Annotated in this window: 23 protein-coding genes, 1 rRNA gene and 2 pseudogenes; 9 read left to right on the top strand and 17 right to left on the bottom strand. The window is 69.6% G+C overall.

Annotation, left to right across the window (positions count from 1 at the left end; genetic code table 11):
* Nucleotides 1–255: 255 nt before the first annotated feature.
* Together R2D22_RS28970 and R2D22_RS28965 are read right to left on the bottom strand one after the other, a co-directional pair.
* Nucleotides 256–1,779 (bottom strand): 16S ribosomal RNA (locus R2D22_RS28970).
* Nucleotides 1,780–2,343: 564 nt separating this feature from the next.
* Nucleotides 2,344–2,634, bottom strand: a pseudogene (locus R2D22_RS28965) (DNA-3-methyladenine glycosylase); the annotation flags it as partial.
* Between the two features lie 43 nt (nucleotides 2,635–2,677).
* Here R2D22_RS28965 and R2D22_RS28960 point away from each other — a divergent pair.
* Nucleotides 2,678–4,159: a recombinase family protein gene (locus R2D22_RS28960; protein ID WP_318110049.1), complete on the top strand. Its 1,482-nt coding sequence runs from the start codon at nucleotides 2,678–2,680 to the stop codon at nucleotides 4,157–4,159.
* A 1,037-nt stretch (nucleotides 4,160–5,196) separates the two neighbouring features.
* Here R2D22_RS28960 and R2D22_RS28955 read toward each other — a convergent pair.
* The 3 genes and pseudogenes from R2D22_RS28955 to R2D22_RS28945 form a co-directional block, all read right to left on the bottom strand.
* Nucleotides 5,197–5,685 carry a hypothetical protein gene (locus R2D22_RS28955; protein WP_318107632.1) on the bottom strand — a complete coding sequence of 163 codons (489 nt, stop codon included), beginning with the start codon at nucleotides 5,683–5,685 and terminating at the stop codon, nucleotides 5,197–5,199.
* A gap of 267 nt (nucleotides 5,686–5,952) precedes the next feature.
* Nucleotides 5,953–6,564: a DNA-3-methyladenine glycosylase gene (locus R2D22_RS28950; protein ID WP_318107631.1), complete on the bottom strand. Its 612-nt coding sequence runs from the start codon at nucleotides 6,562–6,564 to the stop codon at nucleotides 5,953–5,955.
* Between the two features lie 14 nt (nucleotides 6,565–6,578).
* A pseudogene (locus R2D22_RS28945) lies at nucleotides 6,579–6,839 on the bottom strand (DNA-3-methyladenine glycosylase); the annotation flags it as partial.
* A gap of 98 nt (nucleotides 6,840–6,937) precedes the next feature.
* Between R2D22_RS28945 and R2D22_RS28940 the strand changes: the two are divergent.
* The 3 genes from R2D22_RS28940 (at nucleotide 6,938) to R2D22_RS28930 (ending at nucleotide 8,985) form a co-directional block, all read left to right on the top strand.
* A complete protein-coding gene (locus R2D22_RS28940; RefSeq protein WP_318107630.1) occupies nucleotides 6,938–7,720 on the top strand; it encodes a sporulation protein in 783 nt (260 codons plus the stop codon).
* A 55-nt stretch (nucleotides 7,721–7,775) separates the two neighbouring features.
* Nucleotides 7,776–8,306, top strand: a complete 531-nt coding sequence (locus R2D22_RS28935) for a YbhB/YbcL family Raf kinase inhibitor-like protein (protein WP_318107629.1) — start codon at nucleotides 7,776–7,778, stop codon at nucleotides 8,304–8,306.
* 172 nt (nucleotides 8,307–8,478) lie between these two features.
* Nucleotides 8,479–8,985 carry an HNH endonuclease gene (locus R2D22_RS28930; RefSeq protein WP_318107628.1) on the top strand — a complete coding sequence of 169 codons (507 nt, stop codon included), beginning with the start codon at nucleotides 8,479–8,481 and terminating at the stop codon, nucleotides 8,983–8,985.
* Nucleotides 8,986–9,058: 73 nt separating this feature from the next.
* Here R2D22_RS28930 and R2D22_RS28925 read toward each other — a convergent pair whose 3' ends face one another.
* From R2D22_RS28925 to R2D22_RS28910, 4 genes are all read right to left on the bottom strand, one after another.
* Nucleotides 9,059–9,832: a sulfite exporter TauE/SafE family protein gene (locus tag R2D22_RS28925; protein WP_318107627.1), complete on the bottom strand. Its 774-nt coding sequence runs from the start codon at nucleotides 9,830–9,832 to the stop codon at nucleotides 9,059–9,061.
* A gap of 91 nt (nucleotides 9,833–9,923) precedes the next feature.
* A complete protein-coding gene (locus R2D22_RS28920) occupies nucleotides 9,924–10,895 on the bottom strand; it encodes an SPFH domain-containing protein (protein ID WP_318107626.1) in 972 nt (323 codons plus the stop codon).
* A 101-nt stretch (nucleotides 10,896–10,996) separates the two neighbouring features.
* Entirely contained in the window at nucleotides 10,997–11,425 is a 429-nt protein-coding gene (locus tag R2D22_RS28915) for an NfeD family protein (RefSeq protein WP_318107625.1), read from the bottom strand.
* A 121-nt stretch (nucleotides 11,426–11,546) separates the two neighbouring features.
* A complete protein-coding gene (locus R2D22_RS28910; protein WP_318107624.1) occupies nucleotides 11,547–12,344 on the bottom strand; it encodes an ABC transporter ATP-binding protein in 798 nt (265 codons plus the stop codon).
* 160 nt (nucleotides 12,345–12,504) lie between these two features.
* Between R2D22_RS28910 and R2D22_RS28905 the strand changes: the two genes are divergently transcribed.
* The gene (locus R2D22_RS28905; protein WP_318107623.1) at nucleotides 12,505–13,290 is read left to right on the top strand and encodes a hypothetical protein; all 786 of its coding nucleotides are present in this window, start codon (nucleotides 12,505–12,507) and stop codon (nucleotides 13,288–13,290) included.
* A gap of 193 nt (nucleotides 13,291–13,483) precedes the next feature.
* On the opposite strand, the gene R2D22_RS28900 is transcribed toward R2D22_RS28905, so the two are convergent.
* The 3 genes from R2D22_RS28900 to R2D22_RS28890 form a co-directional block, all read right to left on the bottom strand.
* Nucleotides 13,484–13,729 (bottom strand): chaplin, encoded by a 246-nt coding sequence (locus tag R2D22_RS28900; protein ID WP_318107622.1) that lies wholly within the window; start codon nucleotides 13,727–13,729, stop codon nucleotides 13,484–13,486.
* A gap of 115 nt (nucleotides 13,730–13,844) precedes the next feature.
* Entirely contained in the window at nucleotides 13,845–14,492 is a 648-nt protein-coding gene (locus R2D22_RS28895; RefSeq protein ID WP_318110047.1) for a response regulator, read from the bottom strand.
* A 43-nt stretch (nucleotides 14,493–14,535) separates the two neighbouring features.
* Nucleotides 14,536–15,681: a GAF domain-containing sensor histidine kinase gene (locus R2D22_RS28890; RefSeq protein WP_318107621.1), complete on the bottom strand. Its 1,146-nt coding sequence runs from the start codon at nucleotides 15,679–15,681 to the stop codon at nucleotides 14,536–14,538.
* Between the two features lie 180 nt (nucleotides 15,682–15,861).
* Between R2D22_RS28890 and R2D22_RS28885 the strand changes: the two genes are divergently transcribed.
* The 3 genes from R2D22_RS28885 (at nucleotide 15,862) to R2D22_RS28875 (ending at nucleotide 18,756) form a co-directional block, all read left to right on the top strand.
* Nucleotides 15,862–16,560, top strand: coding sequence for an SDR family NAD(P)-dependent oxidoreductase (locus tag R2D22_RS28885; RefSeq protein ID WP_318107620.1), 699 nt, complete (start codon nucleotides 15,862–15,864; stop codon nucleotides 16,558–16,560).
* The gene (locus tag R2D22_RS28880; protein WP_318107619.1) at nucleotides 16,557–17,729 is read left to right on the top strand and encodes an S-adenosylmethionine:tRNA ribosyltransferase-isomerase; all 1,173 of its coding nucleotides are present in this window, start codon (nucleotides 16,557–16,559) and stop codon (nucleotides 17,727–17,729) included. Before R2D22_RS28885 ends, R2D22_RS28880 begins: the two co-directional genes overlap by 4 nt.
* A gap of 274 nt (nucleotides 17,730–18,003) precedes the next feature.
* Nucleotides 18,004–18,756 carry a transglycosylase SLT domain-containing protein gene (locus tag R2D22_RS28875; protein WP_318107618.1) on the top strand — a complete coding sequence of 251 codons (753 nt, stop codon included), beginning with the start codon at nucleotides 18,004–18,006 and terminating at the stop codon, nucleotides 18,754–18,756.
* An 82-nt stretch (nucleotides 18,757–18,838) separates the two neighbouring features.
* Here the strand turns inward: R2D22_RS28875 and R2D22_RS28870 are convergent, their stop codons facing one another.
* Nucleotides 18,839–21,361 carry an ABC transporter ATP-binding protein/permease gene (locus R2D22_RS28870; protein ID WP_318107617.1) on the bottom strand — a complete coding sequence of 841 codons (2,523 nt, stop codon included), beginning with the start codon at nucleotides 21,359–21,361 and terminating at the stop codon, nucleotides 18,839–18,841.
* 489 nt (nucleotides 21,362–21,850) lie between these two features.
* Here R2D22_RS28870 and serB point away from each other — a divergent pair, with 489 nt between their 5' ends.
* Entirely contained in the window at nucleotides 21,851–23,068 is a 1,218-nt protein-coding gene (gene serB / locus R2D22_RS28865; protein WP_318107616.1) for a phosphoserine phosphatase SerB, read from the top strand.
* A gap of 102 nt (nucleotides 23,069–23,170) precedes the next feature.
* Here the strand turns inward: serB and R2D22_RS28860 are convergent, their stop codons facing one another.
* From R2D22_RS28860 to R2D22_RS28845, 4 genes are all read right to left on the bottom strand, one after another.
* Nucleotides 23,171–23,689: a SixA phosphatase family protein gene (locus tag R2D22_RS28860; protein WP_318107615.1), complete on the bottom strand. Its 519-nt coding sequence runs from the start codon at nucleotides 23,687–23,689 to the stop codon at nucleotides 23,171–23,173.
* 67 nt (nucleotides 23,690–23,756) lie between these two features.
* Nucleotides 23,757–23,966, bottom strand: a complete 210-nt coding sequence (locus R2D22_RS28855) for a hypothetical protein (RefSeq protein ID WP_318107614.1) — start codon at nucleotides 23,964–23,966, stop codon at nucleotides 23,757–23,759.
* Nucleotides 23,967–24,148: 182 nt separating this feature from the next.
* Entirely contained in the window at nucleotides 24,149–24,265 is a 117-nt protein-coding gene (locus tag R2D22_RS28850) for an SGM_5486 family transporter-associated protein (protein WP_261992078.1), read from the bottom strand.
* 17 nt (nucleotides 24,266–24,282) lie between these two features.
* Entirely contained in the window at nucleotides 24,283–25,608 is a 1,326-nt protein-coding gene (locus R2D22_RS28845; RefSeq protein WP_318107613.1) for a CynX/NimT family MFS transporter, read from the bottom strand.
* Nucleotides 25,609–25,676 lie beyond the last annotated feature (68 nt).

Genomic DNA, 25,676 nt, shown 5'->3' with positions numbered 1-25,676 from the left:
AAGCAACGACCAGCCACCCATCACCCTGACCACTAGAGCCAAGTTCACTGGGGCCGGCATCGCGAAGGTTCGACCAACCGGCCGTACCCTCAGATACCCAACAACGTGCCAAGCACGAGTCCCGTCCGTGTCGTTCCGTTCCACGCCGAAGCAGTACTGGGAAGACCTTCAGGTCACTCGTGCCAACTAATCAACGTTCCACCCATGAGCTGACCGTGCAGAACGTTTGCCTGCAATCGGTGCTGTGCTCCTTAGAAAGGAGGTGATCCAGCCGCACCTTCCGGTACGGCTACCTTGTTACGACTTCGTCCCAATCGCCAGTCCCACCTTCGACGGCTCCCTCCACAAGGGTTGGGCCACCGGCTTCGGGTGTTACCGACTTTCGTGACGTGACGGGCGGTGTGTACAAGGCCCGGGAACGTATTCACCGCAGCAATGCTGATCTGCGATTACTAGCAACTCCGACTTCATGGGGTCGAGTTGCAGACCCCAATCCGAACTGAGACAGGCTTTTTGAGATTCGCTCCGCCTCGCGGCATCGCAGCTCTTTGTACCTGCCATTGTAGCACGTGTGCAGCCCAAGACATAAGGGGCATGATGACTTGACGTCGTCCCCACCTTCCTCCGAGTTGACCCCGGCGGTCTCCTGTGAGTCCCCATCACCCCGAAGGGCATGCTGGCAACACAGGACAAGGGTTGCGCTCGTTGCGGGACTTAACCCAACATCTCACGACACGAGCTGACGACAGCCATGCACCACCTGTATACCGACCACAAGGGGGGCACTATCTCTAATGCTTTCCGGTATATGTCAAGCCTTGGTAAGGTTCTTCGCGTTGCGTCGAATTAAGCCACATGCTCCGCTGCTTGTGCGGGCCCCCGTCAATTCCTTTGAGTTTTAGCCTTGCGGCCGTACTCCCCAGGCGGGGAACTTAATGCGTTAGCTGCGGCACCGACGACGTGGAATGTCGCCAACACCTAGTTCCCAACGTTTACGGCGTGGACTACCAGGGTATCTAATCCTGTTCGCTCCCCACGCTTTCGCTCCTCAGCGTCAGTAATGGCCCAGAGATCCGCCTTCGCCACCGGTGTTCCTCCTGATATCTGCGCATTTCACCGCTACACCAGGAATTCCGATCTCCCCTACCACACTCTAGCCTGCCCGTATCGAATGCAGACCCGGGGTTAAGCCCCGGGCTTTCACATCCGACGCGACAAGCCGCCTACGAGCTCTTTACGCCCAATAATTCCGGACAACGCTTGCGCCCTACGTATTACCGCGGCTGCTGGCACGTAGTTAGCCGGCGCTTCTTCTGCAGGTACCGTCACTTTCGCTTCTTCCCTGCTGAAAGAGGTTTACAACCCGAAGGCCGTCATCCCTCACGCGGCGTCGCTGCATCAGGCTTTCGCCCATTGTGCAATATTCCCCACTGCTGCCTCCCGTAGGAGTCTGGGCCGTGTCTCAGTCCCAGTGTGGCCGGTCGCCCTCTCAGGCCGGCTACCCGTCGTCGCCTTGGTAGGCCATCACCCCACCAACAAGCTGATAGGCCGCGGGCTCATCCTTCACCGCCGGAGCTTTCCACCCGGGAAGATGCCTTCCCAGGTCGTATCCGGTATTAGACCCCGTTTCCAGGGCTTGTCCCAGAGTGAAGGGCAGATTGCCCACGTGTTACTCACCCGTTCGCCACTAATCCACCCCGAAGGGCTTCATCGTTCGACTTGCATGTGTTAAGCACGCCGCCAGCGTTCGTCCTGAGCCAGGATCAAACTCTCCGTGAATGTTTACCGGTTATCCGGTGACACTCGCGTTGAGCGGAACGTCCGGTCGGAATATGACCGAACGTTCACAGCGTCCTCGCTGTGTATGTTGCCTACCTGCCACATGGGCCAGTAGGACTTCAAAGGAACCTCGACCATCCGAAGATGGACGGGGTATCAACTAATCTGGCGTTGATTTTTGGCACGCTGTTGAGTTCTCAAGGAACGGACGCTTCCTTCGTACTCACCCTCTCGGGCTTTCCTCCGGGCTTTTCCCTTCGGTCTTGCGTTTCCGACTCTATCAGATCTTTTCGATCCGATTTCCTCGGTGCCTTTCGGCTGCTTTCCGGTTCTTCGGTTTCCCGATTCGCCTTCCGGCTGCCTTTCGGCGTGGTCACTACTTTAGCCGATTTCCCGGGCGACTCATAATCGAGCCATTCGAGACGAATTTCGGCATGCCGAAATCGCACCCGTTCGGGTTCGTCGTAGGTAGTGGGTGGCCGCTCCCGGGTGCCTGAACAAGCAGGGCCCGTTTCCAGCGGCTCGGGCTACGTTAGGCGTCCGGGAGGGCCGAGTCAAGTCGCGTCAAGAGGGCCTCTTGCGGGGGACGTGGGCCCGGTACGGGCTGACGGTGGGGTCCTCGTGGATCCAGAAGCGCCAGGGATGCGGGGCGCCGTCGCCGCCCACGCCGGTGCGCGGACCGCTGCGTACCTGGTCGGCCAGACGGGCGGGTCCTTTGGCGAGTTCCCTGTCGTTCCGGGCCGAGAGCCGGCGTCGCCGGGCGGATTCGGCGCCGACCCGGATTTCACCCGCTCGGAGGAGCACTCCGCTCGCGTGTCCCTCCGGGCCGCACACCAGGTTGTGGCAGTGCCACATGCGTAGGTAACTCACTAGGCACGTATGTCGTTGGTCCGGCAGCATCGGCAAGGCAACGACAAGCAGGAGACAGGCACTGCGAGCGATCATCTACGCCAGGCTCAGCCCCACCCCGAGGGGCGAGGAGTCCAAGGGTGGGAACCTGACACAACAGGTCGAGCTGAGTCAGTCGCTGTGCGACCGGAAGGGCTGGTCAGTCGTAGCCACGATCGTTGAGAAGGACACGTCGGCTTCGACGAAGCGGGGAACCAAGCGGAGCGCGGAGTGGGAGCGCGTCAAGGCTCTGGTGGAGGACGGCAAGGCGGACGCCATCGTCTCTCGCCACTACGACCGTATGTACCGCACCCCCTGGGATCTTGAAGACCTGGTGGACCTGGCCGAGGCGACCGGCGTCACGCTGGCCGCCGCACAGGCGCAGGGAGTGCTCGACCTGTCCACCCCGTCCGGCCGTCTCGCTGCTCGCATCGGCGCTGTGGTGGCTCGCAACGAGACCGAGATGCGAGTCGAGCGTCAGGTACTCGGACATCAGCGTCGCAGGGAGTCCGGGAGGCCCTTCTGGAGTACTCGCCCCTTCGGCTTCGAGCGGGACGGCAGGCACCGGGAAGCGGAGGCGGAAGCCCTGCGGCAGGCGTACCGGGATGTCCTGGCCGGCGTCACCCTCTGGTCCATCGCGAAGGACTGGAACACCCGTGGGCTGCTCTCGCCTCACGGCAAGGAGTGGTGCAGCTCGAACCTTCGCAGCGTCCTCTTGAAGCCGAGGAACGCGGGAATCCAGACGTACTCGCAGTGGGTCGAGAAGCCGGACGGGAAGCGCGTGCGACGGACCGAGGAGACTGGCGCGGGCAACTGGGAGGCGATCGTCTCCGAGGGCATATTCCGTGCGCTGGTCCGCTACCTCAGCGACCCCGAGCGCAACACGGGCGGAGGAGGCAAGCGCAAGGCACTGTTGTCCGGCGTGGTCCGCTGCTCGAAGTGTCAGGCCGTCGTCACTCAGGGGTGGAGCAAGAAGAACGCGGCAGGGGAGCGGTACCGCATCTACACCTGTTCGGGTGGCCGGTGCATCACCTGCCCCGCGGACCCGCTCGACTCCTTCGTTGTCAGGAAGGTCATCGACAGGGCCGAGGAATGGAACGCGGCACCGGCCACGGACGCCGCAGACGAGGAGCGAGAGACCGAGCTGCTGGCCGAGGAGACGGCCGCATCCGAGAGGCGCACCGCCTTGGCGGAGATGTTCGCCGCAGGGGACATCGACGCGTCGACCTTGCGGACGGGCATCGGCAGGTGTGACGCCGACCTGACCAAGATCCGGGCTGAGCTGGCAGACCTGGCATCGCAGCGGGTGCGCGTCGACCTCGGCGACGTCGAGTACCTGTGGGAGGACCTGGACTATGAGGACCCCGACCGCATCGACTACGTGCGGACCGTCGTCATGCAGGTCTGCGAGCGAGTCGAGCTGATGCCGCGCGGTCGAGGAGTCCGATCCTTCAAGGGCGAGCACTGCCGGATCACGTTCCGGAACCCCTGAGAGCCGGCTTCGGCGCAACGTGACGGGCCCTGCCTGACGAGAGTCGGGCGGGGCCCGTCGTCATACCCGGCGGGAAGGGGTCTTACATCCCTCGGAGCCTCTGTGCGCACCTCGCGATGCCCGGTTCATGCAACAACGTGCATGAGTCACGTCTGTGCATGGACGGTCGCGAGCGGCAGACGGCCCTACCCGGTCACACTGCGCCACAGTCAACCGTCAGCGGCGCGGGAGTGAGGCATCGGCAAGGGGTGGGGGTACCACCTGCCAGACTGTGGCGGCCGGTAGGCCGCCCCCTGCCGCTACCCCTTGCCGTTGAGCCTGACCGCTTCCTCAGTCGGCCCGAAGGGGCCGGATTGCACTGGGCCAAATAGATAAGAGAGCAAGCGAACGTTTCCGCAGTTCAGAGCCTGTGCCGCTACACGCCAGACGTGCTCTGGCTACACGCCCGAGATGTAGTCACCGGTCGTGATGGAGACGGCAGAGGACTGCCGCACCCCTGCCCTTCTGGAACACGGGGCGAGACAACGTCGAGTTCCTTGGCGCGGGCCACCGCGTTGCGGGTGCTCTGGTCGGACAGCGACTTGCGGTCCTTGCCCAACAGGGCGGCCAGCCGGCCGGGCTGGATGCCGGCGTGTGCTTGCCGGTCTGCCCATCCGATGGCAGCGAAGTGGACGCGGTAGGCGAGTGGGTGTCGGGGTGCTGCGCCATGCCCCGGTACTCGTGCTGCGAGACACCCCCCACGGGCGGTCATGGCCGAAGCTGATAGCCACCGAGTGTGGCCCCTTCCTGTGAGGCGCACATGCGTGCGCCAGTGGCCCCCGCCGGATGGCGGGACATGTGCCTCCCTTTCGTTGCGGGGGTGGACCGTGCCCGGTGGGCGCGATCTCTCTTCACAGGTGGACGCCCAAGCGTTCGGGCCTGGACTCGGTCTCGTGCGGTCGGGAGCGACGGCGGCGACCTGGCCGAGGGATCCGTACACGAAGGAGGAAGGGCCCTGTTCAGGGAGCCCTCCCGTCACCGCTCACCAGAGAGAGCGCTCAGCCTGAGGCATCCTCAAGCGGAAGGTGGTCTCGGAAGTACTGCGACTCCAGCCACTCCTCCTTGACGAAGAGTGGACGTGTAAGGCGCGCGTTCCCGACCCGCTGCGAACGCAGAAGAAGTCCGAGATCGGTCAGGGAAAGTGACTCGTCAGGGGTGTAAAGAATCCAGTTCCCAGGCTCAGCAGCGTGGTCCAACAGAAACTGATGGCCCTGCACCGGATCGCTCCCTGCCAACGGGAAGCCGGCCAGGAAGACCTGCGGACCGGTGACTGCATCCAGCGCGACGCACGCGAGCTTGCCCGCGTCGTAGAACGCATTCACCCCGTCCGGGAAGTCTTCCTGCTCGTACAGACCGCCGACGCGTACCAGAGGCCCAGAGACCAGCAGCGCGTCGGCGACCTCGGCTGGAGACATCCCGAACTTCAGCGGCCCCACACCTTCTCCGGTTCGCAGCTCCCAGCGCTCCCGCTCCACATCTGCGCTCATCCGCCCACCCTTACGTCTGGCCGACCCAGATCTGTGTCTGTTGCTTTGGTTCGCATGCACCAGGCAGGGACAAGATCCCAAGTCAGCTGCTCAAATACCAACTGGAGTACTCAGTCACACCCACCCGTCCCGTCCGAGTTCGCGCACGTCGGCAGTCACTCGACCGACCAGGAACGCGTCACGCGCTGCGCTCGCGGACGATCACGCATCTTCTGACCCAACTCCGCGCCAGCTCACCGGCGAGCCGTGAGCGAGGCGCACAGCGGCTCAGGCTCCGGCGGACGGCTTGGCTCTCGGGCTAAGTCGGTACGCCGAGACCGTTGGATCACCGGCGAGGTAGAACCGGTGTTGCCAGTCGTGGGCCTTGCTCACGCCTACCCGAGGACCGACCCGGATGAGCGCGGCAGGTACCGGCTCGCCCTCGGAGAGCATGACCGAGGTACCTGCCAGGAGGTCTGCGCCGTTGTGCTCTGCCGTGATGCCGAGTGCCTGGCCGACGTTCCCCGGACCTCGGGCGAGACGTGGACTATCGACCTTCGCTCCTCGCCGCTTGCGTGCCAGGTCTTCACCCTCGATGACCCTGCCTGCCCGGATGAGGACACCCGAGGCGATGCCATCCGTACCGGTGACGACGTTGGCGCACCAGTGGAGACCGTGGGACCGGTAGACGTAGAGGTGTCCTGCGGGCCCGAACATAGTGGCGTTGCGGGCAGTCCGGCCCCGGTAGGCATGGGAAGCTGGGTCAGCCGTGCCGGAGTACGCCTCGGTTTCCGTAATGGCGATGCTCACAGTCCCCTCGGGGGTCTTGCAGGTGAGGACGCATCCGAGCAGCTTGGGGGCGACCTCTTCAGCGGGATGGGAGAGGAGATCAACGTTCATGCCGACTGCCTTGACATGCCGTAGGTGAAGTAGACGTACGCGTGTCCGGGCGGGCCGAACATGACCGCGTTGCGTGCGGTGCGGCCCCGGAAGGCGTGCGAGCCCGGGTCGATCTCACCGGCGTACGCCTCGACCTCCGTGAGACGGAGCTCGATCGCGCCGCCGTCCTCCGTTCTGCGGACGAGCGTGCGGCCGAGCAGGTCGGGGGCGACGTCCAGTACCGGACGGTCGAAGAAGGCCCGCGGCAGCGGCCTACGGTCGGGGCTCTCGCTCATGGCGTCCGAGGGTAGTGGGGGCGTGACGATGCGCAGGTGGGAACCGACTACGGTCGTCGCGCGTATGTAGGGCCAGGACCAAGAAGGAGTGGACAGACATGGGCTTCAAGAAGCTGCTCGCGAGCCTCGGCGCCGGTGGGGCGTCCGTGGAGACGGTGCTCACCGAGGAGAACGTGGTTCCGGGCGGGGTCGTCCAGGGCGAGGTGCGGATCCAGGGCGGGTCGGTCGACCAGCAGATCGAGGGGCTGTCGGTCGGGCTGCAGGCGCGCGTCGAGGTCGAGGGCGGCGACCAGGAGTACAAGCAGGACGTCGAGTTCCTGAAGGTGCGGCTCGGCGGGGCCTTCGAGGTGAAGGCCGGCGCGGTGCACGTCGTCCCGTTCGGCATCGAGATCCCGTGGGAGACGCCGGTCACCACGATCGCCGGGCAGCAGCTGCGGGGCATGCACATCGGTGTGACCACCGAGCTGGAGATCGCGCGTGCGGTGGACTCCGGTGACCTGGACCCGATCAACGTGCACCCGCTGCCGGCGCAGCAGGCGATCCTGGACGCCTTCATCCAGCTGGGCTTCCGCTTCAAGAACGCGGACATGGAGCGCGGGCACATCCGCGGGACGCGGCAGAAGCTGCCGTTCTACCAGGAGATCGAGTTCTTCCCGCCGCAGCAGTACCGCGGGCTGAACCAGGTCGAGGTCAGCTTCGTGGCGGACGACCACGAGATGGACGTCGTCCTGGAGATGGACAAGAAGCCGGGGCTGTTCAGCGAGGGCAGCGACTCGTTCCGTTCGTTCAAGGTCGGTCTGCACGACTTCCACTCAACCGATTGGACGGCGTACCTGAACCAGTGGCTGGCGGACGTCGGCGGCAAGCGCAACTGGTTCTAGGCTCGGCCCGACAGCCGTCAGGATCAGTCAGTTCGGTCGATTCGGAGGTTCAGACGTGACCGAGGGCAAGAGGGCGCCGCTCCCGCACGACTTCCACCCGCCGGTGCCGGAGTTCACCGTGGTGAGCGACGACGTCGTGCCGGGCGGGGTGCTCGAGGACGCTCAGGTGTACGCGGCGGGGAACACCTCTCCCCATCTGCGCTGGGAGGGCTTCCCGGCGGCGACGAAGAGTTTCGCCGTCACCTGCTTCGACCCGGACGCGCCGACGGGCAGCGGTTTCTGGCACTGGGTGGCCTTCGACATCCCGGCGTCGGTGACGGAGCTTCCGACGGGCGCGGGCTCGGGGTCGTTCGAGGGGCTGCCGGCAGGTGTCGTGCAGGCCCGCAACGACTACGGGTCGAAGGACTTCGGCGGGGCGGCGCCGCCGGCCGGGGAGAACCACCGCTACGTGTTCACGGTGTACGCGGTGGACAGTGAGCGGCTCGGGCCCGACGCGGACACCTCGCCGGCGGCCGTGGGGTTCAACCTGCGGTTCCACACGCTGGGGCGTGCGCAGCTGGTGGCGGAGTACGAGGCCCCCGCGTAGCGCGTTCAGCGTTCGTTTGTTGTTTGCCCGCTTCTGGTCTTGGAGAGATCAGAAGCGGGCATCTTTCGTTGCGCAGATATTGCGTTGTCCTACCCGGCGCGCCCGGCCAGAGTTGATCCGAGCCAGGAAGCCCCGCCAGGTGGGCTGGGCCGGCACACGGGAGGTGGGCACAATGCGGGACACGCTGGTACTGAACGCGAGCTTCGAGCCGCTTTCGACGGTCACACTCAACCGTGCGGTGGTGCTTGTCCTGACGGACAAGGCCGTCGTGGAGCAGGCCCATCCCGGTCTTCGCATGCGTGCCGCCGCCGTCGACATTCCGGTGCCCCGGGTGATCAGGCTCTGCCGCTACGTACGGGTGCCGTTCCGAAGACAGGCTCCGTGGTCACGGAGAGGGGTGCTGGTCCGGGACCAGCACCGCTGTGCGTACTGCGGGCGGCGGGCGACGACGGTGGACCATGTCGTGCCGCGGGCGCAGGGTGGTGGGGACAGCTGGCTGAACACGGTGGCATCCTGTGCCGAGGACAACCACCGCAAGGCGGACCGGACTCCGGAGCAGGCGGGGATGCCGCTGCTGCACCAGCCGTTCGTGCCGACGCCGGCGGACGCGATGCTGCTCGCGATGCGGGCCGGCGAGCGGGCCGAGCTGCCGGAGTGGCTGGGCGAGTCGGCGGCCTGATCCCGTACGTGCTGAGCGAAGGAGCCCGCCCCCGTTGCCGGGGGCGGGCTCCTTCGTTTGCCGGCTTCTGCCGCTAGTTCAGGGTGAGTTGGAGGATCGCGACGATGCCGACCGCGATGATGACGCCGCGCAGGACGGTGGGCGAGAGCCGGCGGCCGACCTTGGCGCCGATCTGGCCGCCGATGGTGGAGCCGACGGCGATCAGCAGCACGGCCGTCCAGTCGAAATCGGCGACGAAGACGAAGAAGACGGCGGCGACGCCGTTGACGACGGCGGCCAGGACGTTCTTGACGGCGTTGATGCGCTGGATGCTCTCGTTCAGCAGCAGTCCCATGAGCGAGAGGTACAGGACGCCCTGCGCGGCGCCGAAGTAGCCGCCGTAGATGCTGGCGAGGAAGAGTCCGACGAGGAGGAGCACGCCGCCGTGGCGGGGGGCCTCGGTGCCACTGACCTCGCGGCGGCGTTTCACCGCGGCGGCGATGCGGGGCTGGAGGACGACGAGGACGAGCGCGAGGCCGATCAGGACCGGGACGATCGTGTCGAAGGCGTCGGAGGGCAGGGCGAGCAGCAGGATCGCGCCGAGGAGTCCGCCGAGGAGGGCCACGGCGCCGAGGCGGAGGACGCGGGCCTTCTGGCCTTCGAGTTCGGCGCGGTAGCCGATGGCTCCGCTGATGGAGCCGGGGACCAGGCCGAGGGTGTTGGAGACGTTCGCGGTGATGGGCGGGAGGCCGGTCGCGAGCAGCACGGGGAACGTGATCAGGGTTCCCGATCCGACGATGGTGTTGATGGTGCCGGCTCCGATGCCGGCGGCGAAGACTGCCAGTGCTTCCCAGATGGACAACGCCATCTCCTTACATGGTCAGTGAGTCGCCTCCCCGCCCTGACGAAGCGTCGGGGTCGAGGGGCTCTCACCGATCATGCAGCATTACGTGTACGTGTCAGTCAACCGGGGGTTCCTCGCGGCGCTGTGCGCCGACGCCCGGTGCGGACTCCTTGCCGGCGGCGGATCCGCCGCCGGTGTTGAAGCCGGGGACTCCCCCGCCGATGTTGCCGAAGGCGCCGGAGAGGCCCTTGAGGGCGTCGCCGATCTCGCTGGGCACGATCCAGAGCTTGTTGGCGTCGCCCTCGGCGATCTTCGGGAGCATCTGGAGGTACTGGTACGAGAGCAGCTTCTGGTCCGGGTCGCCGGCGTGGATGGCCTCGAAGACGGTGCGGACGGCCTGGGCCTCGCCCTCGGCGCGCAGGGCGGCGGCCTTGGCCTCACCCTCGGCGCGCAGGATCTGCGACTGCTTCTCGCCCTCCGCGGTGAGGATGGCGGCCTGGCGCGTACCTTCGGCGGTGAGGATCGCGGCGCGCTTGTCACGGTCGGCGCGCATCTGCTTCTCCATCGAGTCCTGGATGGAGGTCGGCGGCTCGATGGCCTTGAGCTCGACGCGGTTGACGCGGATGCCCCACTTGCCGGTGGCCTCGTCGAGGACGCCGCGCAGCGCCGCGTTGATCTCCTCGCGTGAGGTGAGGGTCCGCTCCAGGTCCATGCCGCCGATGATGTTGCGCAGCGTGGTGACGGTGAGCTGCTCGATCGCCTGGATGTAGCTGGCGACCTCGTAGGTCGCCGCCCGGGCGTCGGTCACCTGGTAGTAGATGACGGTGTCGATGTTGACGACCAGGTTGTCCTGGGTGATCACCGGCTGCGGCGGGAACGGGACGACCTGCTCACGGAGGTCGATCCGGTTGCGGATCGAGTCGATGAACGGGACGACGATGTTGAGGCCCGCGTTGAGCGTGCGGGTGTAGCGTCCGAAGCGCTCCACGATCGCGGCGCTGGCCTGCGGGATGACCTGGATCGTCTTGATCAGTGCGATGAAGACAAGCACCACCAGGATGATCAGGACGATGATGACGGATGGCATCGTGCTCCCCGTGCCCTTCGCTGCCGGTCGACTGCCGGGTTGATTTCGATGATCGAGTTTCCCAGACGGCGGGACGTCGTGTGCGAGGTTCTGTCACACAGTCACATCACCACGGCCGTGGCCCCGTCGATCTCGACGACGTCGACCTGTTGGCCGGGTTCGAAGGTCTGCCCGGTGTCGAGTGTGCGGGCCGACCAGACCTCGCCGGCGAGCTTGATGCGGCCGCCGCTGCCGTCCACCCGTTCCAGGACGACGGCCTGACGGCCCTTCAGGGCATCGATGCCGGTGGCGAGTTGGGGCCGCCCGTCGCGATGCCGGGCAGCTATCGGCCGGACCACGGCGATCAGTGCGACGGAGACGACGCAGAAGACGATCACCTGCGCCACCACGCCGAATCCGAGTGCGGCGGTCACCGCGCCGGCGACCGCGCCGACGGAGAACATGCCGAACTCGGGCATCGCGGTCAGGACCAGCGGGATGCCGAGCCCCACCGCTCCGATCAGCCACCAGACCCATGCGTCGATGTCCACGGGGTCATGGTAGGGCGGCGGGGGCCGCCGGGGACAGGGCGCGGCTCTGTGCGGGTCGCGACGCCCTGTGCGTACGGCGGGGGTTGAGCGGGTGTCCGGTGTGAACTGCGGCGCGCCGCGGCTACTTGAGGGGCAGGCCCTGGGCGCTGTAGCGGTCGCCGTTGCGCTCGACGACGAGCGGCAGGCCGAAGCAGCGGGAGAGGTTGCGGGAGGTCAGCTCGGTCTCCATCGGGCCGGCGGCGAGCACCTTGCCCTGACGGATCATCAGCACGTGCGTGAAGCCGGGGGCGATCTCCTCGACGTGGTGCGTGACCATGACCATGGAGGGGGCGTACGGGTCGCGGGCGAGCCTGCCGAGCCGGCGGACCAGGTCCTCGCGGCCGCCGAGGTCGAGACCGGCGGCGGGCTCGTCGAGGAGCAGCAGCTCGGGGTCGGTCATCATCGCGCGGGCGATCAGGGTGCGCTTGCGCTCGCCCTCGGAGAGGGTGCCGAACTTGCGGTCCAGGTACTCGGTCATGCCGAGGCGGTCGAGGAAGGCCTTGGCGCGGTCCTCGTCGACCGGGTCGTAGTCCTCGTGCCAGGTCGCGGTCATGCCGTACGCGGCGGTGAGGACGGTCTGCAGCACGGTCTGGCGCTTGGGGAGCTTCTCGGCCATGGCGATGCCGGCCATGCCGATGCGCGGGCGGAGCTCGAAGACGTCCGTGCCGACGCCGCCGAGCTGCTCGCCGAGGATCCGGGCGGTGCCGGTGGTCGGGAAGAGGTAGCTGGAGGCGAGGTTGAGGAGAGTGGTCTTGCCGGCGCCGTTGGGCCCGAGGATGACCCAGCGCTCGCCCTCCTTGACCGACCACGAGACCTCGTCCACCAGAGCGCGTCCGTCGCGGACCACTGATACGTCCACCAGCTCCAGTACATCGCTCATGGTCGCGTTGTCTCCCCTTGCGGTCGAGTCGTGTCGTCGCCTGCGCGGGCGGGCGCGGCGTCCAGGGAAAACCTACGCCACTGCCGGAGCGCCACGGTCCCTAGGGCCGGTACTTGCCCGTACCGGCGTCGGGGGCGCGGTGAGTCCCTAGTCTGGGGGCATGCTTTGGGAACCACGCTCAGGACGCCTGGCCGCTTGGGGCAACGCCCTCCTGGCCGGAGCGGTGTCGCCGGACGACGCGGCGGAGGCGATCGTCGGGGACGACGCGGTGCATCGGGTGGAGGGGCTGCCGGGTGAGGCGGGGCCGGTCGGGCTGACGCTGGCGCTCGGGCGGCTGCGGCGGCTCGGGGTCACGGGGTGGCGGGTGGCGCTCCCCGCGCCGGGCCATCCGCTGGGGCTCAGCGGCCCGCCGGACTTCAACGCGCGGGCGCTGGAGGCGGAGGAGGCCGTGGTCGGCTACGGCGCGCCGTACGGGCTGGTGCCGGAGGTCACGGAGCGGGGGCCGGCGGGCGACGTCCATGTGGAGGTCGTCTGGCAGTGCCTGGCGGTACGGGAGGCGCCGCCGGCGGACGTGCCGTCGCTCGGGGAGGCGGAGCGGGAGCTCGCCGAGGCGTTGCGCGAGGCGACGGCGGTGCTGACGAAGCTGGACGTGGCCGGGTCGGGGCCGGTGGCGGACGCGGCGCGGGACGCTTACCGGGCGCGGGCGGAGGCGTCGGCGGGGCTTGAGGTGCTGGCGCCGGGGTACCCGGCGCGGGCGGTGCGGGTGCTGGAGCTGGCACAGCGGGTGTCGCTGCTGGTGTCCCTCGCGTACGAGAACGGGCAAGGGGGTGCGGTGAGCGCGGCGGAGATGGCGGCGCGGGGGGCCGCGTTGCGGCCGGTGGAGAGGGTGGCGCGGAGGGCGCAGGTGGCGGCGTACAACGCGTGGGTGGAGGAGCGGGAGCGGTAGGGGGTGCCGGGGTTGGGGGGCGGGGTGGGGGTGGGCGCCTGCGGCGGGCTTCTCCCCCCCCACCCCGCCCCTTCCCGAAACCGGGGCTCCGCCCCGGACCCCGGGGGTACCGGGGGCTGTCGCCCCCAGGCCCCCGGCGGGCAGCTTCTACCGAGTCGTTGGGCCGAGCGGCTCCCGTGTCCGCTCGGTCACGTCAGTGGTTGGCGGTGGTGTTGCCGAAGGCGGGGTTCAGGAGGCCGATGACGTTGATGCTGTTGCCGGTGACGTTGACCGGGACGTGGACGGGGGCCTGGACCACGTTGCCGGAGACGACGCCGGGGTTGCCTACGGCCTCGGCGTTCGCGTCGGCGCCGCCGTGGGCGGACGCGACGCCCGCGCCGGCGGCGACGAGGCCGCCCGCGACCATGGTGAGAGCGGCGGCCTTCTTGAAGCTGTTCATGTTCGGGATCCTCCTGGTCGGTGCCGTGCAGTACGCCATGGAGAACGGTCACCGGACGGCGCGGTTGCGCCATGTGGGGGATATTCGCCCGACAGTATGAACATGATCGTCGCGGCTATGACGTCAGACCGTGGCGAACCGCCCAGAGCGCCGCCTGCGTGCGGTCCGCCAGGTCGAGCTTCATCAAGATGTTCGAGACGTGGGTCTTCACCGTCTTCTCCGACAGGACCAGCGCTCGGGCGATCTCCCTGTTCGAACGGCCGTCCGCGATCAGGCCCAGGACCTCGCGTTCGCGTTCCGTGAGTGTGGAGCCCCGGCCCGTGCCGCCGTGCCCGTCGTCCTGGCTCAGGAGGGCGCCGGCGACCTCCGGCTGGAGCAGGACGTGGCCGGCGTGGACCGAGCGGATCGCTCCGGCCAGGGCGTCCGGGTCGACGTCCTTGTAGACGTAGCCGGACGCGCCCGCGCGCAGCGCGGGGACCACCGTGCGCTGCTCGGTGAAGCTGGTGACGATCAGCACCTTCGCCGGGTTCGCCAGCTCGCGCAGCTTCCGCAGGGCCTCGATGCCGTCCATGCCCGGCATCTTCACGTCCATGAGGACGACGTCGGGTCTCAGTTCCTCCGCGCGCGCCACGCCCTCCGCGCCGTCGGCGGCCTCGCCGACCACCTCTATGTCGTCCTGTACTTCCAGGAAGGTGCGCAGGCCTCGGCGGACCACCTGGTGGTCGTCCACCAGCAGCACCCTGATGACCCTCCCGCCTCCCACCACCGCCCTTCCGACGAAGCGCTCCGCGCTGCCCCTCTCGTTCTCAGCCACCGGGGACCTCCATCTCGATCGTGGTGCCGCGGCCGGGCGCCGAGGTCACGGTGAGTCTGCCGCCGACCCCGCCGGCGCGATCCCGCATGGAGACCAGGCCGAGGTGCCGGCCCGCCTTGCGGACCGCGCTCGGTTCGAAGCCCCGTCCGTCGTCGGTGACGGTGAGCAGCGCGCCCTGGCCGTGGCGGACGAGGGTCACTTCGACCCGTTCGGCGCCGGAGTGCCGCAGCGCGTTGTGCAAAGCCTCCTGGGCGACCCTCAGGAGGGCTTCCTCCTGGGCGGCCGGGAGCGCGCGGACCCCCGAACCGTCGAACGTGACCCTCGCCGTGTGGGCACGGTCCAGGACCTGCACCTGGGTGCGCAGGGTGTGGACGAGCCCGTCCTCGTCGAGCGCGGCGGGGCGCAGTTCGACGACCGCCGCACGCAGCTCGTCCGCGGCCTCGGCGGCCAGCGCGGCGACCTGCTGGAGTTCGCCCTTGGCGCGGGCGGGATCGCGGTCGACGAGCGCGGCGGCGGCCTGGGCGGTGAGCCGCAGCGAGAACAGCTTCTGGCTGACCGCGTCGTGCAGCTCGTGCGCGAGCCGGGAGCGCTCCTCCGCGATGGTGAGCTCGCGGCTGCGCTCGTACAGCCGGGCGTTCGTCAGGGCGATCGCGGCGTGCTGGGCGAGGATCGAGAGGAGTTCCTCGTCCTCCGCGGTGAAGCCGCAGCCGCCGGCCGGCTTGGGGCAGCGCTTGTTGGCGAGGAAGAGGGCGCCGAGGATCTCGTCGCCGTCGCGGATCGGCAGGCCGAGGAAGTCCGACATCTCCGGGTGCGCGGCGGGCCAGCCCTCGAAGCGCGGATCCGTGCGCACGTCCGCGAGCCGCTCGGGCTCGGCCTTGTGGAGCATCGCGGCGAGGATGCCGTGCTGCCGGGGCAGCGGGCCGATGGCCTTCCACTGCGCGTCGCTGACGCCGTCGACGACGAACTGGGCGAAGCCGCCGTGGTCGTCCGGCACGCCGAGCGCCGCGTACTCGGCGTCGAGCAGCTCACGCGCGGACGCCACGATCGTCTTGAGGACGTCGCGGACCTCCATCCGGCGGCTCATCGCCAGCAGCGCGGTGCTCACGGCGGCGAGGCCGGAGCTCGGTCGGTGACTCATGACTTCACCGTACCGGTGGGGTGTGACGGTCCGTATCCGACCGGAGACGGCCGGGGCCTGGGCCCGGCGGCCTAGGTCGAAGTGCCTTGCCGGGTCGGGGCCCGGGGACGAGGCGGCGGGCGGGTGCGCGGCCGGACGCTGGATCCCGTCGATGGAACATTTCTCGAGGGGATGGACGGCATGCCTGTCGCGATCATCACGGGGGCGTCCAGGGGTCTGGGCCGGGCGCTGGCACACGCACTGGCCGGCCGGGGCTGGGACCTGGTCCTGGACGCCCGGACGGCGAAGGCGCTGGAGGAGGCGGCGGACGGGCTGCGCGGCCACGGGGTCGAGGTGGCGGCGCTGCCCGGCGATGTCACGGACCCGGCGCACCGCAAGGAGCTGGTGGCCGCGGCGGCGGAGTTCGGCGGCCTCGATCTGCTGGTGAACAACGCCGGGATCCTGGGCGTCGAGCCGCTGGTGCCGTTGGAGAGTCACCCGCTGGACCGGTTCCGGGCGGCGCTCGAGGTCAATGTGGTGGCCCCGCTCGGGCTGATCCAGGAGGCGCTGCCGCTGCTGCGCGCGGCGCCGGAGGGGGCGGTGCTGGACATCAGCTCGGACGCGGCCGTGGAGGCGTACCGCACCTGGGGCGGCTACGGGGCGACGAAGGCCGCGCTGGACCAGCTGTCGGCGGTGCTGGCGGTGGAGGAGCCGGGGCTGCGGGTGTGGTGGGTGGATCCCGGGGGCATGCGGACGGAGATGCTGGCGGCGGCCGAGCCGGAGGAGGCGGCGGGCGCGCCGCTGCCGGAGGAGGTCGTCCCGGCGTTCCTGCGGCTGCTCGACGAGCGCGCGGCGAGCAGCCGGTACACGGCGCCCGAGCTGCTGGGGGTGACCGGGTGAGTGCGGCGGCGCGGACCGGGCTGAAGGGGCTGAGGGTTCCGGAGGAGCTGTCGGCGCGGGTGCCGGCCGAGCAGCGGGGCTCGGGGCGGGACGACGTACGGCTCCTGGTGTCGCGGGGTACGGAGGTGTCGCACCACGCGTTCCGGGAGCTGCCGGGGATGCTGCGGGCGGGTGACGTGCTGGTGGTGAACACCTCGCCGACGCTGGCCGCGGCGGTGACGGGGCGGCTGGGCGGGGAGGCGGTCGTCGTGCACTTCTCGACCCGGGGCGAGGACGGCCGGTGGGCGGTGGAGCTGCGGGCGCCGGACGGCCGGGGCAGTACCCGGATGCGGGCGGGCGGCCCGGCGGGCGCGGTGGTGCGGCTGCCGGGAGGCGCGCGGCTGGTGCTGGAGGCGCCGCTGGAGCCTGGGGGTCTCCCCTCGCCCCCTGGGGGCGTGGGGAGAGGCTCGCGGCTGTGGTGGGCTCGGGCGGATGTGGGGGTGCCGGGGCTGCTGGCGCGGTACGGGAGGCCGGTGCGGTACGGGTACACGGAGCGGGACCAGCCGTTGGAGGCATACCAGACGGTGTTCGCGCTCCCGTCGGCGGACGGCGCGGGGTCGGCGGAGATGCCGAGCGCGGGTCGGCCGTTCACGGCGGAGCTGGTGGCGGAGCTGGTCAGCCGGGGGGTGCAGTTCGCTCCGCTGACGCTGCACACGGGGGTGGCGTCGACGGAGGCGCACGAGCCGCCGTACCCGGAGTGGTTCGAGGTGCCGACGACGACGGCGTGGCTGGTGAACGCGGCCCGGGCGGGCGGGGGCAGGGTGATCGCGGTGGGCACGACGGCCGTGCGGGCGCTGGAGTCGGCGACGGTCGCGCCCGAGCGGCGGCCCGAGGCCGGGCGGGACGGGGTGGTGCGGGACGGGGTGGTGCGGGCGGCCTCGGGGTGGACGGATCTGGTGGTCACGCCGGAGCGGGGGGTACGGGTGGTGGACGGGTTGCTGACCGGGCTGCACGAGCCGGAGGCCTCGCATCTGCTGATGCTGGAGGCGGTCGCCGGGCGGCCCGCGCTGGAGGCCGCGTACGCCGAGGCGCTGAGGGAGCGCTACCTCTGGCACGAGTTCGGGGACGTGCACCTCATCCTCCCGGCGGAGGCGTCTCACTGTGCGCATTGCGCACGCAACGGATGGTGAGACCGGCCCGGGGCCGGTGTGAGCCCGCGCATAGGACCCAGGTCACTTACGAACCACGCTAGTGGTGACGTAGGCACCAGGTGAGTACTGCTGGGGCCGGTCGCGGGGCGGCGTCGGGGGGGCATCCCCCGCCCCCTGATCCACTACTCGGGATCGTACGTCACACCTTTGCCACAGGATTTTGCTGCCGCTAAGAATTGCGTCCGTCGCCGCCGAAGAGGCGCAGCCGCCCCGGCCTGAGCGACCCCCGCGCTATTCGAAGAGGTAGTCCTGCATGTCTGCGAACACCCCTGGTCACTATCGCCTGAACAAGAAGCACAAGCTCTCCATCGCCGGTGTGGCCGCCCTGAGCGCCGCCGCCCTCACGTTCTCCCTCGCCTCCGGCACTGACGCCTCCGCCGAGACCGAGCCGCAGGCCCTGACCAACACCAAGCCGGTCGCCTGGGCCTACAACGCCGACAGCGCGCAGGCGAAGGCGCTGCACGCCGGCCTCACCGAGCAGCAGAACGCCGTGAGCCTGCAGGCCAAGCAGACCGCCGCCGCGAAGGCCAAGGCCGAGGCTGCCGCCAAGGCGAAGGCCGCCGCCAAGGCGAAGGCCGCCGCGAAGGCCAAGGCCGACGCCGTCGCCAAGGCCAAGGCCGACGCGAAGAAGCGCGCCGCGGCGAAGACCGCCGCCAGCCGCGCCGCCGCGCGCAAGCCGGTCTTCGCGAACAACCTCGACGGCTGGATCCGCGAGGCGCTCTTCATCATGGACAAGCACAACATCCCGGGCACCTACGAGGGCATCCACCGCAACATCATGCGTGAGTCCTCCGGCAACCCGCGGGCCATCAACAACTGGGACATCAACGCCATCAACGGCGTCCCCTCGAAGGGCCTGCTGCAGGTCATCAAGCCGACCTTCGACGCGTACCACATCGCCGGCACCTCCTGGGACCAGTACGACCCGGTCGCCAACATCGTCGCCGCGTGCAACTACGCCGCCGACCGCTACGGCTCCATGGACAACGTGAACAGCGCGTACTGAGCCTGCTCGACGCTCCGCGCCCACACGCCGAAGGGCGGCACCCCCAGCAGGGGTGCCGCCCTTCGGCGTGCTGTCGTGCGCCTTACTTGCGCATGACCTCGGGCTCGTGGCGGCGCAGCAGGCGCGCCACCGCGAAGCCGCAGGCCACGCCGATGATGATCAGGATGCTCAGGTTGAGACCCCACTGGCCGACCGAGTGGTCCCACAGCGGGTCCAGGTTGGTCGGGTCCTTGTGGTCCCACGGCGGCATCAGGTGCGCCAGGTCGAGCGTGGCGCCCGCGGCGGCGATGGCCCAGCGGGACGGCATCAGCCAGGCGAACTGCTCCAGGCCGGGCGAGCCGTACACCTGGAAGAGGATGCCGGTGAACACGACCTGGACGATCGCGAACATGACGAGCAGCGGCATGGTCTTCTCGGCGGTCTTCACCAGCGAGGAGATGACCAGGCCGAACATCATCGAGGTGAAGCCGAGCGCGATGACCGTGACGCAGAGCTCGACGGCAGGCGGCATGACGAGGCCCTCGGCCGGCAGGTCGCGGGTGGCGAAGCCGATGCCGCAGATGATGACGCCCTGGATCGCGGTGATCACGCCGAGGACGATGACCTTGGACATCAGGTACGCGGAGCGGGACAGGCCGGTGGCACGCTCCCGCTCGTAGATGACCCGTTCCTTGATCAGCTCACGGACCGAGTTGGCCGCGCCGGAGAAGCACATGCCGACCGCGAGGATCAGCATGATCGTGCCGGCATCGCCGTTGAACCGGGACGGCGGCTTGGGCGGCGCGAGGCCGAAGTCGGCCGGGATGACCACGGAGACCGCGCCGAGGACGGCGGGCAGGATCACCATCAGGCCCATGAAGCCCTTGTCGGACGCGATGACCGAGGAGTAGCGGCGGATCAGCGTCCACAGCTGGGAGCCCCAGCCCTGCGGCTTCGGCGGCCGGACCATGGCCTGGGGCGGCATCTGGACCGGCTGCGCGGCGACGGCGTCGATGTCCGCGGCGTACATCTGGTAGTGCTGCGAGCCCTTCCAGCGGCCCGCCCAGTCGTAGTCGCGGTAGTTCTCGAAGGCGGAGAAGACGTCGGCCCAGGTGGTGTAGCCGAAGAAGTTGAGCGCCTCCTCCGGCGGACCGAAGTACGCGACCGAGCCGCCGGGGGCCATCACGAGGAGCTTGTCGCAGAGCGCCAGCTCGGCCACCGAGTGGGTGACGACGAGGACCGTGCGGCCGTCGTCGGCGAGGCCGCGCAACAGCTGCATGACGTCGCGGTCCATGCCCGGGTCGAGGCCGGAGGTCGGCTCGTCCAGGAAGATCAGCGACGGCTTGGTCAGGAGCTCCAGCGCGACGGAGACGCGCTTGCGCTGGCCACCGGAGAGGGAGGTGACCTTCTTCTCCTTGTGGATGTCGAGCTTCAGCTCGCGCAGCACCTCGTCGATACGGGCCTCGCGCTCGGCCTCGGCGGTGTCGCCGGGGAAGCGGAGCTTGGCCGCGTACTTGAGGGCCTTCTTGACGGTCAGCTCCTTGTGCAGGATGTCGTCCTGCGGGACCAGACCGATGCGCTGGCGCAGCTCGGCGAACTGCTTGTAGAGGCTCCGGTTGTCGTACAGCACGTCACCCTGATCGGCGGGCCGGTAGCCGGTGAGCGCCTTGAGCAGGGTGGACTTGCCGGAGCCGGAGGGGCCGATGACGCCGATCAGCGACTTCTCGGGAACGCCGAAGGTGACGTCCTTGAGGATCTGCTTGCCGCCGTCGACCGTCACGGTCAGGTGGCGGGCCGAGAAGGAGACCTCGCCGGTGTCGACGAACTCCTCGAGCCGGCCGCCGACGATCCGGAAGGTCGAGTGACCGACGCCGACCGTGTCGTTGGGGCCGAGGAGGGCGGTGCCGCCCTTGGGGATCGGCTGACCGTTGACGTACGTGCCGTTGTGCGAGCCGAGGTCGCGGATCTCCATCCGGCCGTCGGGCGTCGCGTGGAACTCGGCGTGGTGGCGCGAGACCTGCAGGTCGGAGACGACCAGTTCGTTCTCGAGCGCACGACCGATGCGCATGACGTGCCCGAGCGCGAGCTGGTGGAACGTCGTCGGGCTGCGGTCGCCGTAGACCGGCGCGGCCCCCGCGGCTGCGCCGATGCCGGGGCCCTGTCCCTGCTGCGGCTGCGGGTACGCCTGCTGCTGCGGGACCTGCGCCTGGGGCTGCACCGGCTGCTGCTGCCAGCCCTGCTGGGGCTGGGCCTGCGGCGTGGGCTGGGCCTGCGCGCCGGACCAGCCGGCGGCGGCCTGGTGCGCGGGCGCCTGCTGCGCCGGGGCGGCCTGGGCGGCACCGGCGAGATTCAGCCGGGGGCCGTCGGTCGCGTTGCCGAGGTGCACGGCGGAGCCGGGGCCGATCTCCATCTGGTGGATCCGCTGCCCCTGCACGAACGTGCCGTTGGTGGAGCCGTGGTCCTCGATGACCCAACTCCGGCCGCCCCAGCTGATGGTGGCGTGGCGCCACGAGACCCTGGCGTCGTCGATCACCAGGTCGCCCTGCGGATCACGTCCGAGGGTGTACGACCTGGACGGATCGAGGGTCCAGGTTCTTCCGTTCAATTCCAGTACGAGTTCTGGCACTCCATGCCCCACTACTTGTCCCCCGATGTACCCCCGTCGCTGGGAGTCTAGGGATGGCGAACATCGTGGGGAACTATTTCAGGCCCGGGCCTCGAACCGAAAGTCGGGCGGTGTGAAGACCCCGCAACAGCCGCCCACCTTGGCGCGAAGTGCCCTTGAGACACGGCCCTTTGAGGGCTCGTCGGCGCGGGACGGAAGCACTGGAACGTGGGGAGGGTTCATAAGTCCGTACGGATCGGTTGGGACGGGACGACTCCGGACGACTCGGGGTGACCGGGGCGCGGACCGGACGGCGAGGCGGGACGCGGGCGCCCGCGATGTGATTCCGGCCGCAGTACCGCGGCCGGGCCGTCCTCGGCACTCCCGCCGACCCGGGTAGCGGGCCGGCGACGCGCGGGCCAACCTGGGAAGGCGGGACGGCCACACCTTTGTCCGCCACTCGGGACGGGGGATCGGGTGGCACCCGGTGCCCGATACGGTGGGAGCACCATGAGCGCATCGCAGACCTCAGACGTTCCCACTCTTCTCGTCAAGATCTTCGGGAAGGACCGTCCCGGGATCACCGCCGGGCTGTTCGACACCCTGGCCGCCTTCTCCGTCGACGTGGTCGACATCGAGCAGGTCGTCACCCGGGGCCGCATCGTGCTGTGCGCCCTCGTCACGGAGCCGTCCGTCACGTCCGAGGGCGAGCTGCGGGCGACGGTGCACAGCTGGGCGGAATCGCTGAAGCTGCAGGCCGAGATCATCTCGGGCACCGGTGACAACCGGCCGCGCGGCAGTGGACGCTCGCACGTCACCGTGCTCGGCAACCCGCTGACCTCGGAGCAGACCGCCGCCATAGCGTCCCGGATCACCGGGACCGGCGGCAACATCGACCGTATCTTCCGGCTCGCGAAGTATCCGGTGACGGCGGTCGAGTTCGCGGTGTCGGGCTGTGAGACGGAGCCGCTGCGGACCGCGCTGGCCACCGAGGCCCACGAGATCGGCGTGGACGTCGCCGTCGTCTCCGCCGGCCTGCACCGCCGCGCGCAGCGGCTCGTCGTCATGGACGTCGACTCGACGCTGATCCAGGACGAGGTCATCGAGCTGTTCGCGGCCCACGCGGGCTGCGAGGACAAGGTCGCCGAGGTCACCGCCGCCGCGATGCGCGGCGAACTGGACTTCGAGCAGTCGCTGCACGCCCGGGTGGAGCTCCTGGCGGGCCTGGACGCCTCGGTGGTGGACAAGGTCCGCGCCGAGGTACGACTGACCCCGGGCGCCCGCACCCTGATCCGCACGCTCAAGCGGCTCGGCTACCAGGTCGGCGTCGTCTCGGGCGGGTTCACGCAGGTCACCGACGACCTCAAGGAGCGGCTGGGGCTCGACTTCGCCTCGGCCAACACCCTGGAGATCGTGGACGGCCGGCTGACCGGCCGGGTCACCGGGGAGATCGTGGACCGGGCCGGCAAGGCGCGGCTGCTGCGCCGGTTCGCCGCCGAGGCGGGCGTGCCGCTGGCGCAGACCGTCGCGATCGGCGACGGCGCGAACGACCTGGACATGCTGAACGCGGCGGGGCTGGGCGTGGCCTTCAACGCCAAGCCGGTGGTCCGCCGGGCGGCGGACACGGCGGTGAACGTGCCGTTCCTGGACACCGTGCTGTACCTGCTGGGCATCACCCGCGAGGAGGTCGAGGCGGCGGACGTCGACGAGGACGACCTCCTGCACTGACGCCGCGCCGATGCGCGTGACGTACGAAGGGACCGGCCGTCGTGAGACGGCCGGGCCCTTCGCTGTCGCGCGTACGGGGCCGGGCACCCTCGCGCGTACGGGTCAGGCGTGCGGCGTCCAGAAGTCGGTCAGCCGGCCGACGCCGTGCTCCACGGACTTCCAGGAGCCGTTGAACTCGAGCGTCGCGAAGGCTGCCGTCGGGAAGCCGGTGCGGTTCATCCGGGGCAGCAGATCGCCCTCGGCCTCGCCGGCCAGCGCGTCCGCGAGCGCGTGCATGCCGGGGTTGTGGCCGATCAGCAGCAGGCTGCCGACCTCGTCGGAGGTCTCGTTGACCAGGGCGATCAGCTCGCCGAGGGAGGCCTCGTACATCCGCTCCTCGTACACCGTCCTGGGGCGGTGCGGCAGCTCCTGCACCGCCAGCTTCCAGGTCTCGCGGGTCCGGGCGGCGGTCGAGCAGAGGGCCAGGTCGAAGGCGATGCCGGTCCCGGCGAGCTGCCGGCCGGCCACGGGGGCGTCCTTGCGACCGCGGTCGGCCAGCGGACGATCGTGGTCGGACACGTCGGGCCAGTCGGCCTTCGCGTGGCGGAGCAACACGATCTTGCGGGGTGTCTCGACGCTCATGCACCCCAGCTTCGCACGAAACGGGCCGTCGGGCGCAGGGGGTTGGGGCGACTGCACCCGCAGGGGTTCAGCGGCTCAGGGTGTGCTGGAGGGACTCCAGGAACCGGCCGACCGCGGGGTCGCCGGAGCCGGCCGCGGCGTGCGCCTGGCCGGGGTCCGCGATCAGCAGGAAGAGCGCGACGAAGGCGGCCACCGGGAGGGCGAGGGCCCACCACGGCAGCCGGGTGTCGACGCCTGCCGCCGGGGTCCGGGTGCTGGTGTGCGTACGGGCCGACATGGCCGCCTCCGTGGGGTCGGGACATCCGCTGCTGCGATGTCACCAACGTACGGAGCGGGCGGCGCCCGGCCCATCCGGTGATCCACCCACTTCACCCTGACGCCGGCCCCCTAGGGGATGCGGGGGCCTGCCCTACCGAGGACGGGGTTTCGAGGGTCTCAGGGCTTCGGACTCCAAGGGCCTCAGGGCGAGGCGATCGTGGCGATGACGGCGATCACGACCGAGATTCCGAGCATCGCGCCGAGCACGAGCAGGAGCTTCTTCTGGCCGTTCTGGGGGTTCGGGTCGAGCACTGGCATGGACCCAGTCTCGCATCTCAGAGTTCGTCCTCGACCGTCCGGTCCCGTCCGGCGAGGGTGCCCACGATCATCTGCGGGATCAGCAGGCCCGCCATCAGCGCGAGCGGGAGGTCCCAGCCGCCGCTGTGCTGGTAGAGGACGCCGACGACGAGCGGTCCGGGGATGGAGATCAGGTAGCCGACGCTCTGCGCGAAGGCGGAGAGCCGGACGACCCCGGCGCCGGTGCGCGAGCGCATGCCGATCATGGTGAGGGCGAGCGGGAAGGAGCAGTTGGAGACGCCGAGCAGCACGGCCCAGGCCCAGGCGCCGGCGGCGGGGGCGAAGAAGAGGCCGAGGTAGCCGGTGACGCCGCACAGTCCGAGGGCGACGACGATCGGGCCCTGGTTGCGCATCCGGGTCGCGAGGCGCGGGATGACGAAGGCGAGCGGGACGCCCATGACCATCGTGACGGCGAGCAGCACACCGGCCGTGGAGGCGGGGACGCCGGCGTCGCGGAAGATCTGCGGCATCCAGCCCATGGTGATGTACGCGCCGGTGGCCTGGAGGCCGAAGAAGACGCCGAGGGCCCAGGCGGTGCGGCTACGGGTGATGCGTACGGGGGGCTCGGCCGGAGCGGGTTCGGCCGGCGGGGCGGCCGTACCGGCGTCCGCCGCGCGGCTCTTGCCGGCTCGGTCGCGGTCCCGGTCGCGGAGCAGCGGGAGCCACGGCAGGACGGCGAGCGCGGCGAGCACGGCCCAGACGCCGAGGCCGGTGCGCCAACTGCCGCCGAGTGCCTCGGTCATGGGGACGGTCGCGGCGGCGGCGAGGGAGGTGCCGAGCGCGAGGGCCATGGAGTAGAGGCCGGTCATGGTGCCCATGCGGTCGGGGAAGTACCGCTTGACGATGACGGGCATCAGGACGTTGCTCACGGCGATGCCCATGAGGGCGAGCGCGCTGGCGGCGAGGAAGCCGGCGGTGCCGGAGGCGAAGGGGCGGATCGCGAGTCCGGCGAAGATCGCCGCCATGCCGGCGCCGACGACGGCGGCGGGGCCGAAGCGGCGGGCCAGGCGCGGGGCGGTGATGCCGAAGATCGCGAAGCAGAGCGGGGGCACGGAGGTGAGGACGCCGGCGACGCTGCCGCTCATGTGCAGCCCCTCGCGGACCTCTTCGAGGAGGGCGCCGAGGCTGGTGATGGCGGGGCGGAGGTTGAGCGCGGCGAGGGCGAGTCCGACGACGACGAGCCGGGCGACCCAGGGGCCGGGTCCGCTGCCGGTGGAAGCGGCGGGCGCGGCGGGCGCGGGCGAGGGGGTGGACGAACGGGTGGTCGCGGGTGCGGGGTCGAGGGTCTTGGGCTCGTCTGACATGGAGCCATCATAGAATCATGGGATGATTGGTTGTCCAATGTGGAACCAATGCGGAACGAATGGAAGGT

The organism is Streptomyces sp. HUAS YS2, from assembly GCF_033343995.1.
In the GTDB taxonomy this organism is placed as follows: domain Bacteria; phylum Actinomycetota; class Actinomycetes; order Streptomycetales; family Streptomycetaceae; genus Streptomyces; species Streptomyces solicathayae.
This window is presented reverse-complemented; position numbering and strand designations above follow the sequence as displayed.